13 protein-coding genes are annotated in these 14,520 nt (G+C 71.8%); 1 reads left to right on the plus strand and 12 read right to left on the minus strand.

The annotated features are described in order from the left end of the window. Positions 1–51: 51 nt before the first annotated feature. Positions 52–987 carry an oxygenase MpaB family protein gene (locus BIU90_RS04470; protein WP_071299043.1) on the minus strand — a complete coding sequence of 312 codons (936 nt, stop codon included), beginning with the start codon at positions 985–987 and terminating at the stop codon, positions 52–54. Positions 988–1,119: 132 nt separating this feature from the next. Between BIU90_RS04470 and BIU90_RS04475 the strand changes: the two genes are divergently transcribed. Beyond that, complete coding sequence (locus tag BIU90_RS04475; RefSeq protein ID WP_071299044.1) at positions 1,120–2,802, plus strand: long-chain-fatty-acid--CoA ligase; 1,683 nt, start codon at positions 1,120–1,122, stop codon at positions 2,800–2,802. Here the strand turns inward: BIU90_RS04475 and BIU90_RS17815 are convergent. The 11 genes from BIU90_RS17815 to BIU90_RS04525 form a co-directional block, all read right to left on the minus strand. Further along, a complete protein-coding gene (locus BIU90_RS17815; RefSeq protein WP_139195107.1) occupies positions 2,792–3,313 on the minus strand; it encodes an EamA family transporter in 522 nt (173 codons plus the stop codon). The genes BIU90_RS04475 and BIU90_RS17815 overlap by 11 nt on opposite strands. Next, positions 3,310–3,747 carry a hypothetical protein gene (locus tag BIU90_RS17820; protein ID WP_083403696.1) on the minus strand — a complete coding sequence of 146 codons (438 nt, stop codon included), beginning with the start codon at positions 3,745–3,747 and terminating at the stop codon, positions 3,310–3,312. Before BIU90_RS17820 ends, BIU90_RS17815 begins: the two co-directional genes overlap by 4 nt. A 17-nt stretch (positions 3,748–3,764) precedes the next feature. Continuing rightward, a complete protein-coding gene (locus BIU90_RS04485; protein WP_071299045.1) occupies positions 3,765–5,747 on the minus strand; it encodes an amino acid transporter in 1,983 nt (660 codons plus the stop codon). Positions 5,748–5,811: 64 nt separating this feature from the next. Beyond that, positions 5,812–6,660: an ABC transporter permease gene (locus BIU90_RS04490; RefSeq protein WP_071299046.1), complete on the minus strand. Its 849-nt coding sequence runs from the start codon at positions 6,658–6,660 to the stop codon at positions 5,812–5,814. Then, complete coding sequence (locus tag BIU90_RS04495) at positions 6,657–7,670, minus strand: ATP-binding cassette domain-containing protein (RefSeq protein WP_071299047.1); 1,014 nt, start codon at positions 7,668–7,670, stop codon at positions 6,657–6,659. The genes BIU90_RS04490 and BIU90_RS04495 overlap by 4 nt, the downstream gene beginning before the upstream one ends. Positions 7,671–7,724: 54 nt before the next feature. Then, the gene (locus tag BIU90_RS04500; RefSeq protein WP_071299048.1) at positions 7,725–8,504 is read right to left on the minus strand and encodes a hypothetical protein; all 780 of its coding nucleotides are present in this window, start codon (positions 8,502–8,504) and stop codon (positions 7,725–7,727) included. A gap of 160 nt (positions 8,505–8,664) precedes the next feature. Then, positions 8,665–10,242 (minus strand): inositol monophosphatase family protein, encoded by a 1,578-nt coding sequence (locus BIU90_RS17825; protein WP_083403697.1) that lies wholly within the window; start codon positions 10,240–10,242, stop codon positions 8,665–8,667. Beyond that, positions 10,239–11,327 (minus strand): ABC transporter ATP-binding protein, encoded by a 1,089-nt coding sequence (locus BIU90_RS04510; RefSeq protein ID WP_254786947.1) that lies wholly within the window; start codon positions 11,325–11,327, stop codon positions 10,239–10,241. Before BIU90_RS04510 ends, BIU90_RS17825 begins: the two co-directional genes overlap by 4 nt. Before the next feature lie 37 nt (positions 11,328–11,364). Then, positions 11,365–12,177, minus strand: a complete 813-nt coding sequence (locus tag BIU90_RS04515) for an ABC transporter permease (RefSeq protein WP_071299050.1) — start codon at positions 12,175–12,177, stop codon at positions 11,365–11,367. Further along, positions 12,174–13,172: an ABC transporter permease gene (locus tag BIU90_RS04520; RefSeq protein ID WP_083403698.1), complete on the minus strand. Its 999-nt coding sequence runs from the start codon at positions 13,170–13,172 to the stop codon at positions 12,174–12,176. Before BIU90_RS04520 ends, BIU90_RS04515 begins: the two co-directional genes overlap by 4 nt. Then, entirely contained in the window at positions 13,169–14,329 is a 1,161-nt protein-coding gene (locus BIU90_RS04525; RefSeq protein WP_071299051.1) for an extracellular solute-binding protein, read from the minus strand. Before BIU90_RS04525 ends, BIU90_RS04520 begins: the two co-directional genes overlap by 4 nt. Positions 14,330–14,520: the final 191 nt, after the last annotated feature.

Genomic DNA, 14,520 nt, shown 5'->3' on the forward strand with positions numbered 1-14,520 from the left:
AGGCCCGGTGCCAGCTGGCACCGGGCCTCCCGTCCGTCAGGTGGTGCGGACTCAGGCCGCCGGTTCGGCGGGATCCGTCGACTCCCGCTCCAACCGCGCGATGCGCGCGAGCGCTGCGCGCTCGGTCCCGGTCTGGTTGCCGAGCACCGCGCCGATGCCGTCGAGGACCAGGCCCGTCGTCCTGGCGACCGGGAACTCCACCGGGCCGACACCCGGCGACCGCAGCCCGAGCATCGACCGGTGCCGCGGGTCGAGCGTGGACACCGCGCCCTGGAACAGCGCCTGGTAGCCCGGCCGGAGCATCCGGGCGAGGGGTGGGTTCTTGATGAACCGGACGACCTCGCGCGTGCGGGGCGTCACCGCGAGCTCACCGCGGTCGAGGTACCCGTTCATCTGGGCGCGCAGCTCGGCCTCGGACTCGGGCGGGTCCTCGACGCGCATGAGCCGTCCGGCCGTCGCCCATTCTCGGACGTACGCGTCAGCGCCGCCGGGGATCGGGTCGCCCCACTGCTCGGCGGCGCGGAGGAACGCGTCCGTGAAGGCCAGGTGCACCCAGCGCGCCAGGTCGGGGTCGTTCGCGGTGTAGTCCCGCGTGACGCCGTGCCCGTCGACGTACTGGCCGCGGACCTTCTCGTGCAGCCGGAGCACCCACTGGCTGGCGCCGGTCGCCGTCGCGGTGTCCCCGTGCGAGACCGTGTAGATCCAACGGATGGTGCCCGCAAGCCGACCGAAGGGGTCCTCGCGGTAGCGGGAGTGGTCGGCGACGCCGGCGAGGGCCCCGGGGTGCATCGCCTGCACCAGGAGCGCGCGGACCCCGGCGACGATGGTCTGCTTGCCGCCGTGCACCGACCACGTGGCCGACCCCGGGCCGAAGAACCCGGCGTCCGTGCCCTGTTCGAGTTCGTCGACCCAGGCCGGACGCTCCGTCGAGCTCCCGGTGAAGGTGGTGTTGAGCCGGGAGCGGAAGGCGTCGGTGACGAAGGACATGGCCCCATCGTGCGTCGTGCTCCTGACATTCGCCCGGGGTGCGTACAGGCGGTGTTCCCAGCAGGAGTTCTCGGCCGGTGTTCCCGGTCGGTGTTCCCAGCCCACCCTCGGCACGGCCGATAGGTTGGCCGGGTGACCATCGACACGCCTCGTCCCTGGCTTGCCTCCTACGCGTCGGGGGTGCCGCACGACATCGAGGAGCCCTCCGGGTCGCTCGTCGACCTGGTGGAGCAGTCCGCCCGGCGGTTCCCGAAGAAGGTGGCGCTCGAGTTCTTCAAGCGCACGACGACCTACGCCGAGCTCGAGGACCAGATCACCCGTGCCGCGAACGGGCTGCGCAAGCTCGGGGTGACGGCCGGCGACCGTGTGGCCCTGGTGCTGCCGAACTGCCCGCAGCACGTCGTGGCGTTCTACGCGGTGCTGCGGCTCGGTGCCGTCGTCGTCGAGCACAACCCGCTGTACACGCCCCGCGAGCTGCGCCACCAGTTCGAGGACCACGGCGCGAAGGTCGCCATCGCGTGGGACAAGTCCGTCGCCACGCTGCAGGAGTTCCCGGCCGACGTCCGACTCGACGCGATCGTCTCCGTCGACCTGACGCGGGCCATGCCGCGATCGACCCGGCTGGCACTGTCGCTGCCCGTGGCCAAGGCGCGCGAGTCCCGCGCGAAGCTGACCACCTCGGTGCGCGGCACGACGAAGTGGGACGACCTGGTGTCCTCGCGGCGGCTGTCCCGCAAGCACGCACGGCCCGCCACCGACGACACCGCGTTGATCCAGTACACCTCCGGCACGACCGGCACCCCGAAGGGCGCGGTGCTCACCCACCGCAACCTCATCGCGAACGCCGCACAGTCGCGGGCATGGGTCCCCCAGATCCGTCCCGGTGACGGCAGCGTCGTCTACGCGATCCTGCCGATGTTCCACGCCTACGGCCTGACGCTCTGCCTGACCTTCGCGATGAGCATGGCCTCGCGCCTGGTGCTGTTCCCGGCCTTCGACCCGGCGCTCGTCCTGCCCGCGACCAAGCGGCACCCGCCGACGTTCCTGCCGGCCGTGCCCCCGATCTACGCCCGGCTGCAGCACGCCGCCGACGCCGCGAAGGTCTCCCTGCGCGGCATCGAGATCGGCATCTCCGGTGCGATGGCCCTGTCAGCCGACGTGGTCGAGCCGTGGGAGCAGCGCACGGGCGGGTTCCTGGTCGAGGGCTACGGCCTCTCCGAGTGCTCCCCCGTCCTGATGGCGAACCCGGTGTCGCACGCTCGGCGCGAGGGCTCGATCGGCCTGCCGCTGCCGTCGACCGAGGTCCGCGTGGCCGACCCGGACGACCCGACGAAGGTGCTCGGCACGGACGAGCCCGGCGAGCTCCAGGTCCGCGGCCCGCAGGTGTTCAGCGGCTACTGGGGCAAGGCCGATGCCACGGACGAGGTCTTCACCACCGACGGCTGGTTCCGCACCGGGGACATCGTGCAGATCGACGCCGAGGGCTTCGTCCGGATCGTCGACCGCCTCAAGGAACTGATCATCACCGGCGGCTTCAACGTCTCGCCGACCGAGGTCGAGGACGCCCTGGTCAAGCACCCCAGCGTGCGCGAGGTCGCCGTCGTGGGCATCACCCAGGGTGGCAACGAGCAGGTCGTCGCCGCCGTCGTGCCGGTCGACCCGGACACGTTCGACGCCGACGCGCTGCGCTCCTACGCGCGGGAGCACCTGGCCGCCTACAAGGTGCCGCGCCGCGTCGTCGTGGTCGAGGACCTGCCGCGCTCGATGATCGGCAAGGTCCTGCGCCGCAAGGTGCGCGACCAGATCACCGGGTAGCGCGCCGCACGGGGACCACTCGGGCGCGCGCCGGCACGGCGAGCAGCCCGACGCCGAGCACGACGAGCGCGACGCCCGTCCACCCCGCCGGGCCCAGGTGCTCCCCCACGACGAGCACCGCCAGCACCGCGGCCACGACCGGCTCGAGCAACGACACCAGCGTGGCCGCCGACGCCCGGACACTCCGCAACCCGAGCGCGTACAGCGAGTGACCGAGCACGGTCGGCACGAGCGCCAGGTACAGGAACACCGGCCAGTTCGCCGCGACCCCGAGGGACTCGTGCCCGACGACGACGGCCAGCACCACGAGCGGCACCGCCGACAGCCCGAACACCGCGCCGACGGTGCCGCGGCCCGAACCGCTCCGCTGCATCCCTCGCCCGACCGTCCACGTGTACAGGGCGTAGGTCGCACCAGCCACGAGCGCAGCAGCCACGCCGACAGCCAGGGACCCCGCTCCCGGGTCGCCGGCCCGCGCGAGCACGACGACGACCATGCCCGCGGTGCTCACGACCGTCGCCGCGACCCACCGCACCCCGACCGGACGTCGGTCGACCAGCCACTCGACGACCCCCGCGAACACCGGCGAGGACCCGATCGCGATCGTCGTCCCGAGCGCGATGCCCGCGCCGGCCAGCCCGGCGTAGAACCGGCCAGCCCGGCGTAGAAGGCGACGGCGTAGACGACGAGGGACGCCGCGCCGAGCCACACCCACCGTCGGGCACCCGGCTCGAGGACCGCCCGCACCGTCGCACGCCCGTGCGTCGCGGCCAGGACGAGCCCGCCGACCCCGAAGGTCACCGCGCCGAAGACGATCGCGGACACCCCGGGGGCGAAGTGCGTGGCGGTGCCCGTCGTGCCCCAGAGGACAGCGGCCCCGACCACGGCCAGGGCGCCGACGCCCGGACGTGCGGTGGTGCCGGCAGCGGGGACCGGGGTCGTCACGCGTGGGCGCCGGGACGTCACGACACGTGGACGCTGGGCCGTCGCGACACCTCGGGCTCGGCTTCGCGCAGGACCTCGCGCGTCACGGGAGCGACGTCGCCGACCCCGGTGAACACGAAGCGGATCGCGTTCCGGATCGGGCTGCCCTCGTTCCACTCGAAGTAGATGCTGGGCACGACGCCGGCCAGGTCGCGGATGGCGAGCAGCGTCGACGCGATCGTGTTCGGCACGTTGCCGGACCGGACCCGCAGGACCCGGTGCCCGTGGACGACGTGGCCCTCGACCACCAGGTCCTCCTCGAAGTCGGAGGAGTCGGCGGGCAGCACCTCGAGGAACATCGTGGGCACCCGCGCGGGGATCCCCGAGTCACGGCGTTCCTCACGCCCCTTGGCCCGGTAGGCGGCGGCGGTGCCGGCCCCGGGCTCGTTCGCGATGATGCAGACCGAGCTGAACTGGTCGGCGTCGGCCTCGACGAACTGCCGGGCGGTGGCGTCGAGGACGATCGACGACGCGCGGAGCTCGAATGACCGGCGGACGCGAGAGACGAGCGACACGACCACGATCGCGATGATGAACACCGCCGCGATCCGGACGCCGTCGGGTCGCTCGATGACGTTCGCGATCGTGGTGTACACGAACACGACCGCGATGATGCCGAAGCCGATCGTGCGCTTCTTCTGCTGCTTGCGGCGGGCCGAGAGCGTCACGGCGACCGCGGCACTGGTGATGAGGACCAGCACACCGGTGGCGTACGCCCCGCCCTGCGCGTCGACGTTCGCCTGGAAGATGATCGTGATGACGAACGCGATGAGCGTGAAGATGATGACGAGCGGCCGCGTCGCCCGTGCCCACTGCGGTGCCATGCCGTAGCGGGGCAGGAAGCGCGGCACCAGGTTGAGCAGGCCGGCCATCGCACTCGCGCCGGCGAACCACAGGATCGCCACGGTCGAGAAGTCGTACACGGACCCGAAGACGCCCCCCAGGTACTCGTGCGCCAGGTAGGCCAGCGCGCGACCGTTCGCCCCACCACCCGGCTGGAACTCGCGCTGCGGGATGAGGAACGTCGTGACGATCGACGAGGTGATGAGGAACGAGCTCATGATCACGGCAGCGACGGTGAGCAGGCGCTTGGTCCCCCGGATGCGTCCCTCGGGTCGGGCGCTCGTGGCGTCGGCGGCGTCGCCCTTCACCTGCGGCATCACCGCCACGCCCGTCTCGAAGCCGGACAGGCCGAGCGCGAGCTTCGGGAACACGACGAGCGCGATGCCGATCATCACCAGGGGGTTGCTGTGCTGGGCGGTCAGTCCGCTCCACCAGTCACTGGCGACCCGCGGGTGCTCGAACACGTGGAACAGCGCGACCCCGACCACGACGGCGTTGAGCACGAGGTAGACGGCCACGAGGCCCACGGCGATGCCGATGGCTTCCTTGAAGCCGCGCAGGAACACGACGCCGAGCAGGAGCAGCAGTGCGAGGGTGAGCGGCACCGGGATGTCGGTGAACCAGTGCGGCGTGAAGGGGTTCTCGGCGATGTGCGCGGTGGCGTCCGCCGCGGACAGCGTCATCGTGATCATGAAGTCGGTGACGGCGAACCCGAGCAGCACCAGCACGAACAGCTTGCCGGCCCACCACGGCAGCAGCTTCTCGAGCATCATGATCGACCCGGCGCCACGGAAGCTGTCCTGCGCCACGCGGCGGTACACCGGCAGCGCCCCGAACAGCGTCACGAGCACGAGCACGATCGTGGCGATCGGCGAGAGCAGCCCCGCGGCGAGCGCGGCGATGGCGGGCTGGTAGCCGAGCGTCGAGAAGTAGTCGACGCCGGTCAGGCACATGACGCGCCACCACGAGTGGGTCTTCTCGACCTCGACCTGGTGCGGACCCTGGTGGTCGGCGCCGCGGTCGGACCCCTGCAGCATCCACTGGCGCAGCCGGTCGTTCCGGCGTGGGACGGGCGCGCGGACGGCGGGGTCGGCGCGCTCGGCGTCTGTCGCGGTCATGGGCCGATCGTAAGCCGTCCGACAGACCCGCCGCGCGCCCGGCGCCCCACCTGTGGAGAGTCGCCTACTTCGAGCTGATCCGCGTGTACTTGTTCACGGCCCACGGCACGAACACCACGAGCATCACGCCGATTCCGATCAGCACGGTGACGACGGGGTGCTGCATCGTCCAGATTTCCGGGACCGGGGCCGACCCCACGTTGCCGAACAGCTCGCGCGCCGCCTGCACCAGCGACGACACCGGGTTCCACTCGGCGAACACCCGCAGCACCAGCGGCAGCGTGTCGCTCGGCACGAAGGCGTTCGACACGAACGTCAGCGGGAACAGGATCATGAACGAGGCGTTGTTGATCACCTCGGGCGTCTTGACGCTCATGCCGAGCAACGCCATCACCCAGCTGAAGGCGTAGCTGAACAGCAGCAGCAGCCCGATGCCCGCCAGGAACTCGAGCGGCGACGAGTTCACGCGCCACCCGACGGCCAGTCCGGTGAGCATCATGATCACCATCGAGATGGTGTTGAGCACGAGGTCGCTGTTGGTCCGGCCGACCAGCACCGCGGACGCCGACATCGGCAGGGTGCGGAACCGGTCGATCAACCCCTCCTTCAGGTCCTGGGCCATCGCCGAACCGGAGAAGGTCGCGCCGAACACCACCGTCTGCGCGAAGATGCCCGCCATCAGGAACTGCGTGTAGTCCGTCCCCTGCACCGCGATCGCACCGCCGTACACCTGGCTGAACAGCAGCACGAACATGATGGGCTGCAGCACGGCGAACACGAGCATGTCCGGCGAGCGCTTGATCTTGATGAGGTTCCGCTTGGTGACGGTCCAGCCGTCCTCGAACCAGACCGCGACCGGGGCGGTGACCACGACGGGCATCTGCCGGCCGGGAGGAGCGATGGTGGCGGTCATCGCGCCGTCTCCTTCTCCTGAGCACCAGCCCGCACAGCGGACGCAGCGTCGTCCTCGTCCGCCGTGGCCGCGTGCCCGGTGAGGCGGAGGAACACGTCGTCGAGCGTGGGCCGTCGCATGCCCGCGTCGTGCAGGTCGATGCCGGCCTCGCCCAGGTCGGCCAGCACCCGCTGCAGCGCTGCCGGCCCCGCGTCGACGGCGACCGCCCGCGTGCGGCCGTCGCCGGAGACCTCGACGTCACCGGTCCCGTAGCGCCGGAGCACCGTCGTGGCCGCGTCGCCGTCGGCCTCGTCGACCAGGGTGACCACCACCCGGTGCCCACCGACCTGCGCCTTGAGCTGGTCGGCGGTCCCCTCGGCGATCACGGTCCCGCCGTCGATCACCGCGATGTCGTCGGCCAGCCGGTCGGCCTCTTCCAGGTACTGCGTGGTGAGCAGCACCGTGGCGCCGTCCGCGACGAGCCGCTCGATGATGCCCCAGAGCGACAGGCGGCTGCGTGGGTCGAGCCCGGTCGTCGGTTCGTCGAGGAACAGCACGCTCGGGTTCATCACGAGCGCCCCGGCCAGATCGATGCGACGCCGCATGCCGCCGGAGAACCCCTTGACGGGTCGGTCGCCGGCCTCGGACAGGTCGAACACGTCGATGAGCTCGCGCGCCCGCTGCCGCGACGCCTTGCCGCCGAGGTGGTAGAGCCGACCGATCATCTCGAGGTTCTCGAACCCGGTCAGGTTCTCGTCGACGGCGGCGTACTGCCCGGAGACGCCGATGGAGCGCCGCGTGGCCTGCGGGTCGGCGACGACGTCCACGCCCGCGATGGTCGCCGAGCCTGCGTCCGGCTTGATCAGGGTCGTCAGGACCTTGACCGTGGTGGTCTTGCCCGCACCGTTCGGCCCGAGCAGGGCGGTCACGGTCCCCTGGGGCACCGACAGGTCGAGACCGGCCAGGGCGTGCACCGGTCCCGACTTCGATCGGTAGGTCTTGGTCAGCCCGGAGGCCTCGATGATCGCCATGCCAACTCCCTCGTCAGACGTGGTACCACGCAGGGTCCGGCGTCGAGCCGGACGTCAGATGTCGAATCCGCCGCCCATGTCGCCGCCGAAGTCGTCGAAGCCGCCGCCGCCCCCGAAGTCGGAGCCGCCACCGTCGTCGTACGACGCGTTCTCGGCACCAGTGTCCCCCGAACCACCGTCGCCCGCATCCCCCGATCCGCCGTCACCCGACGCGTCCGTTCCACCGTCGAACGACCCGGCGTCCGGCTGGAACGCGCTCATCAGCGACGAGGCGATGACGTAGCCCGCCACGGACCCGAGGATCGACGCACCGAGCATGCCGCCGAACGAGGGGCCCTGACGCTGGCCGAACCCACCGCCCATGCCGCGGCCACCGCCGTTCATGCCGCCGAGCGAGCGCTCCATGTAGCCGGGCTGCCGGATCTCCGAGCGCGTCGCTGCCTGGGCCAGGGAGCGGGGGTCGTCGCCACGCGGCGCCTCGCCCTCGGGCGCCGTCCGCGCGAACTCCTCGTAGACCATCCGTCGCTGTTCCGGGGTCAACCGCTCGAAGGCCTCGGCGTGGACTTCCTCGATGCGCTCGGGCGGCGCCGTCTTCAGCAGGTAGCGGTACCGCTCGACGGCCTGCTCGTCCTCGGACCGAGCGCCGGGCGCACCGGCTCCGGAACCCGGACCCACCCACCCACCGGCAGCGACGGGCGCGACCGGAGCGGCGTTGTACGACTGCTGCCCGTACTGGTAGCCCTGCGGCTGCTGCGGGGCCTGCGGCTGCCCCCAGGCCGGCGCCTGCTGCTTCGATCGGTCTTCACGGCCGAGCAGACGGTCGAGGAATCCCATGGTGAACGCTCCTTCGGTGCGGACGCGATGCCCGCAGGACTGCCACAGTAGGGTCGCCGGACGACCGCTGACTGTACGCCCGCACAGAATGCGGTGAACGGCACCGGGTGACGGCCTGGAGGCCCGGGACGGCCCCGCCACGCGCCTCCTGTCCGACGCGTCAGCGTCCGGCGCGGAGCGCCCCCGTCCACACGTCGTGCAGTTCGTCGGCCGCCCCCGGGTGCGCCACCAGGAACGGCGCACCGAGCTCCGGGAAGCCGGAGACCGGACCGGCCTCGGTCAGCACGACGCCGCCGGCCTCGTGCACGAGCAGCACCGCGGCGCCGTGGTCCACCGGGTTGAACGCCGAGACGCAGCCCCCGATCCCCCGACCGGCCGCGACCTGCGCGATCGTCAGCGTGCCCGACCCCTGCACCCGCAGCGTGCACGACCGACTCGCCAACGCGTCGAGGAACGCGCCGAAGCCCGGCCACGGCAGGTGCCCGTCGAGCTCGGTGCCGACCACCGCGCCCGCCAGCGGCCGCGGGACGTCGTCCAGCCGGAGCGCCCGGTCGCGGACGGTGGCGCCGCGACCGCGACGGGCCTCCATGACCTCGCCCCGCCAGGGGTCCGCCACGACGCCGACGACGGGCCGGCCGTTGCGGGTCAGGCAGAGCGACATGCTCGTCCAGGGGATGCCGTTCGCCAGGTTCGTCGTGCCGTCGACGGGGTCGAGGTACCAGCGGTGTCGGTCGCCCGGGGCGTCGCCGTACTCCTCGCCGGTGAACCCGTGGGTCGGGAACGCGGCGCGCACCCGGCCGCGGACGTGCTGCTCGACGAGCCGGTCGACGTCGGTCACCAGGTCGGCGGGGTGGGCCTTCGTCGTCACCGATCCGACAGGGTGCTCGCGCGTGTAGGCGATGACCTCGTGTGCGATCCGGTGCGCCAGTGCCTGCGCCCGCGAGGCCACCTCGGTCTCGGTCGGCTCACGGTCGGCCTCGGGCCACCCGTCGCGCTCTGCGGCCGCCATCGCCGCACGCACCAGCGCCAGGTCGTTCGTCGTGATCGAGTCCGCTCCGAGCCGCGCGGCCCAGAGCGCCGGCTCCGGGTCGTCGACGGTCCACACCGACACCTGCAGGCCCAGCTCGTGCGCCACGGCCACGGTGCGCGGGGTGAGGAACGCGACGTCGAGGTTGAGCGTCGACGGGGTGAGCGCCGCCAGGTCGTCAGGCGTGGGCGGGTCGAGCGACTCCCACGCCAGCCACACGTCGGCGTCGGGCAGCACCGAGCGCACGGCGGTCATCGCCTCGGACGCCCCACACCACGCGATCGTGACGGCACCGTCGAAGCCGGCGACCGTCGCGGCGGCGACCAGTGCGTCCTCGGGGTCGGTCAGGTCCACGAGCAGGACCGACCGGGCACCGTCCAGCCGCTCCAGCACGGCGTCGAGCCGAGGGATGCGGTCGAGGCCGTTGCCGAGCCGGGCGATGTCGCACCAGGCCACGTCGGACACGCGCCGGGCATCGCCCCACATCCGGCCGAGGGTCTCGTCGTGCACCAGGACCGCGACCCCGTCGGCGGTGCGGCGCACGTCGACCTCGATCGCGTCGGCGCCGAGGGCCTCGGCGACCGCGACCGCCGGCAGCGTGTTCTCACGCCGGACGCGCGGCGCACCGCGGTGCGCGACCAGGCGGGGCGGACGCACACCGGGCCTCCCGTCCGGTGCCGTCGTGAGCATCGGTGCGAGCTCCGCGCTCATCGGTCCCCCTCCACCAGCACGCCGTCACGGTAGACCAGCACCGACCCGAGTCGGACGCCGGTGGTGCTGCCGACGGCGGGCGGCGCACCGGTCACGAAGGCGCGCAGCTCGGCGTCGCCCGCGGCGAGCACGACCTCGGCGAAGTGGCCGCGCATGAGCACCCGGGTGACCGTCGCGCGGACCGGGGCGTCGGCGTCCGGGACCAGGGTCACCGATTCTGGACGGACGAGGACCTCGTCGTCGGCGCGGACGGGCGTGTGGACGCCGGCCGTGAACGCGCCGCGCACCGTGCTCGTCGCGCCGATGAACGACGCGACGAACCGGGTCGACGGGCGTGCGTACAGGTCCGCGGGAGCGGCGACCTGCTCGATCCGGCCGTCGTGCATCACGGCGATGCGGTCCGAGACGCTGAGGGCCTCGTCCTGGTCGTGCGTGACGATCACGGTCGTGATGCCGAGCCGCTGCTGGATGCGCCGGATCTCGTCACGGACGCTGACCCGGAGCTTCGCGTCGAGGTTCGACAGCGGCTCGTCGAGCAGCAGCACGTCGGGCTCCTGCACGATCGCGCGGGCGAGGGCCACGCGCTGCTGCTCGCCGCCGGAGATCGCGGTCGGCTTCGAGGTCGCGTGGTGCGACAGGCCGACGAGGTCGAGGGCCTCGCGGACGCGTTCGGCGGTCCGCTGCTTCGGCACCCGCCGGGTCCGGAGCGGGAACGCCACGTTCTGCGTGACCGTCATGTGCGGCCAGAGCGCGTAGTTCTGGAACACCATGGCGCTCGGTCGGCGCTCCGGCCCGAGCGCGGTCACGTCCGCGCCGCCCATCGTGACGCTGCCGTCGTCGACGGGCAGGAAGCCCGCGACCATCCGGAGCGTCGTCGTCTTGCCGCAACCGGACGGGCCGAGGAGCGAGACCAGCTCGCCCTTCGCCACGTCGAGGTCGATGCCCGCGACGACGTCGCGGCCGCCCAGGGTCTTCCTCAGGCCCCGCAGGGCGAGGCCGCCGGTGGTCGGGTCGGCCCGTCGGTCGGCACGTCGGTCGGCCTGGAGGCTCGGTGCTGGGTTCGCGACGGTGGTTGCGTCCGTCATCGGGTCGCCTTTCGTGGTCGTCATCGGATCTGTCGTGTCATCGGATCTGGAAGCCGTCCGCCAGGCGGCCGCCCATGATGTGCTTGCGGGCCAGCAGCAGGAGCACGACGGAGGGGATGCTCAGCGCGATCGCGAACACCGCCGACACCTGCCGCGGCGAGTTGAGGACGAGCGAGTACATCGCCGTCGGCATGGTCATGTAGGTCGGAGCGCCGACCAGGTACGTGCCCTGCGCCTCGTCGAACGAGGCCAGGAACGACATCACCATCGCGACGAGGATCCCCGGCCAGGCGATCGGGAACGTCACCGACCAGAACGTGCGCCAGCGGCTGGCACCGGCATCGCGGGCGGCCTCCTCGAGCGAGCGCGGCACGGCCGAGAACGCCGCCGCGGGCAGCCACGTCATGAACACGACGCAGCCGAGCACGTGCACGATGAGGATCCCGGTGACGGTGTTCATCAGGTTCAACGCCGTGAACATCGCGGACATCGTGACGAACAGGCCCATCTTCGGGAAGGCGTTCGTGGCGAAGAGCCCGACGAGCACCAGACGGCGCCCGGGGAACTCGATGCGGCTGATCGCCCACGCTGCCGGCAGACAGACGACCGCGGCGATGAGCACGGTCAGCGGGGCGAGCACGAGCGAGTTCTGCACGGCCACTGCGAGCGACGGGTCCTGGAAGACGGTCCCCCACCACTGGAGCGTCCACCCGTCGGGCAACAGGTCCGGGTACGTCCATTTCGTGGCGAAGGCCCGGATCGCCAGCCACAGCAGCGGGCCGACGATGAAGACCGCGAGCACGAGGGCGGTGGCCCAGACCAGGGCCGTCCCGGTGAGGCGCCGGATCATCGTCGTCCCTTCCCGAGCTCGCGGGCGTTGGCCCGCACGGTGGACCGGAGGTAGAACACGCTGGCGGCCGCGGCGAACGCGAACACGATGAACGCCATCGCGGTCGACTGCTGCGGGCGGTTGTACGCCTGGAAGTACTTCGAGATGTCGACGCCGAGCATCGACGGGGCGTTCGGACCGGTGAAGTACGGCACGGTGAACGAGCCGAGCACGCCGATCACGGTGAACGTCGTCGCGATCACGATCGGCGTCGCGGCCATGGGCAGCAGCACCTGCCAGACGACGCGCCAGGTGCTCGCGCCGGCGTCCTTCGCGGCCTCGACGAGCGCGTCCGGGGTGCCCTGCAGCGCGCCGGCGATCATCAGCACCGCGAACGGCAGGCTCGTCCAGACGCTGCCGAACACGACCGCGACCAGCGTGTAGCCCCACACCGGGAAGTCGATCCCGACCTGGGCAGCGGCGCTCCGCAGGAACCCCTGCGCGTCGGTGAACGTCAGCACCGACCAGCTCGCGATCACGACCGGGACGAACAGCGGCACGACGGCGAGCACGCTGAGCGTCTTGCCGAGGAACCCGCCACGCAGCCGGAGCACCACCGCGATCACCACAGCGAGTCCGATCGTCAGCCCGGTCGACGCTGCCGTCACCCCGAGCGTGGCGCCGAGGTCGCGCAGGAAGGTCGGGTTGCCGAGCAGCGTGCCGTAGACCGCGAACGAGAACCCGCGGACGGTGTCGCCGCCGATGTCGGCGAGCGCCTGGTTCAGCCCGCCGGTGAACCCGAGGCTGAACAGCGCGGCGTTGACGACCGGGACGCCGACGAAGAGCACGACGACCAGGACGGGAGCGGCCACCAGGGCGATGCCCGTCGCCCGCCGACGGCGGTCCAGGCGGGCCGCGGCCAGGGTGTGGGGTCCGCGCGGGACGGGCGGGAGGCCCGTGGCGGTGTCGCCACGAGCCTCCTGTCCGACCGTCCGGCGGTCGACCGTCTGGGTCACTGCGGGACCTTCGCGTCCCAGGCCGCGTTCATGTCCGCGGCGAAGTCGCTCTGGAACCCGAGGCGGAGCCTGGACGGGTCGGCTTCGGAGAACTGCTCGACGACGCTCGCCGGCAGCTTGCTGAGCGGGATGACCGGGTACCCCGAGACCGCGCTGGCGACGAGCTGCTGGCCCTTGGCGGACAGGACGAAGTCGGCGAGCTGCTCGGCGGCGCGCTGCTTGGCGGCGGGCTCGGTCTTCGGGATGCCGAGGTAGCTGGCGCTCCCGGTGAACGTCGGGTCGGTGATCTGCGTGAACTTGACGTCCTTGCCGATCGTGCCGGCCTTCTGCGCGGTGATGAACTGGTCGCTCCACACCGGGGCCATCGCGATCTGCCCGGAGCCGAGCATCTGCAGGACCTGGTCGTTGCCGTTCGGGTAGACGCCCTTCTGGTACATCGACGGACCGAGGTCCTTGAGCGCCGCGAAGCCCTTGTCCCACTTCGACTCGAGCGACTTGTCGTACGTCGTCTGCATCGTCGACTGCTCGGACTTGGACAGGTACTTCGCCAGCACGGTCATCACGAACGAACCGCCAGAGCCGCCCGACGAGGGCGAGTTGTAGGCGAACTGGCCCGGGTTGGCCTCGATCCAGGCGAGCAGATCGTCGAGGGTCTTCGGCGGGGTGTCGACCTTGGTGGAGTCGTACGCCAGCAGCACGCTCGAGGCGCGGTACGGGATGGCGCGGTCGCCGCCCTGCTGCTTCGTCGCCTCGGGGACGTTCGCCAGGTTCGGGATCGCGCTGTCGCTGACCTTCGCCAGCAGTCCGGCCTTGCCGGCGGTGGAGACGAACCCGGCGTCGACCAGGTCGTACGCCACGGGCTTGTCGGCCTTGACCGCGGTGGCCAGGTTCGCCTGCGTCTGGGCGTCGTGCTCGCCGTGCAGGTCGATGCTCGTGCGGACGGAGACGTTCGGGTGCGCCTTCTCGAACGCGGGGATGAGCGACTTGTCCCAGAGGTCCTGGACGTTGGTGTCGCCGCTGATGAACACGGTGAGGCTGGTGCTGCCGGTGCTGCTGTCGTCGGACGCGTTCGAGGCGGTCGCGCTCTGGACGCAGCCGGACAGCGCGACGGTGGCGGCTGCGGCGATCGCGAGGCCAGCGAGGGCTCGGGTCTTCACGGGGCTTTCTCCTGCGGTTCGTGGGGGTCGTGCGGAGTGGGGGTGGTGCCGTGGGGGCTGCTGCGGGAACGTTCCCGCACCGAGGTCGAGTGTGACGGCCCCAGGTGAACGCGGCGTGCCGCTCTCGTGCCGCCCCGGTGAACTCGGGTGTCGGGTCCCGACGGCCGCTGTGGAGGACGAGTGCTGCGACA

The sequence above is a fragment of the Curtobacterium sp. MCBA15_001 genome (genome assembly GCF_001864835.1).
In the GTDB taxonomy this organism is placed as follows: domain Bacteria; phylum Actinomycetota; class Actinomycetes; order Actinomycetales; family Microbacteriaceae; genus Curtobacterium.

Excerpts from the sequence above, each read along its gene's own strand:
- BIU90_RS04490 (WP_071299046.1), bottom strand. The coding sequence starts at position 6,660 with ATGACCGCCACCATCGCTCCTCCCGGCCGGCAGATGCCCGTCGTGGTC.
- BIU90_RS04510 (WP_254786947.1), bottom strand. The coding sequence starts at position 11,327 with ATGACGGACGCAACCACCGTCGCGAACCCAGCACCGAGCCTCCAGGCC.
- BIU90_RS04485 (WP_071299045.1), bottom strand. The coding sequence starts at position 5,747 with ATGACCGCGACAGACGCCGAGCGCGCCGACCCCGCCGTCCGCGCGCCC.
- BIU90_RS17825 (WP_083403697.1), bottom strand. The coding sequence starts at position 10,242 with ATGAGCGCGGAGCTCGCACCGATGCTCACGACGGCACCGGACGGGAGG.
- BIU90_RS04495 (WP_071299047.1), bottom strand. The coding sequence starts at position 7,670 with ATGGCGATCATCGAGGCCTCCGGGCTGACCAAGACCTACCGATCGAAG.
- BIU90_RS04500 (WP_071299048.1), bottom strand. The coding sequence starts at position 8,504 with ATGGGATTCCTCGACCGTCTGCTCGGCCGTGAAGACCGATCGAAGCAG.
- BIU90_RS04515 (WP_071299050.1), bottom strand. The coding sequence starts at position 12,177 with ATGATCCGGCGCCTCACCGGGACGGCCCTGGTCTGGGCCACCGCCCTC.
- BIU90_RS04470 (WP_071299043.1), bottom strand. The coding sequence starts at position 987 with ATGTCCTTCGTCACCGACGCCTTCCGCTCCCGGCTCAACACCACCTTC.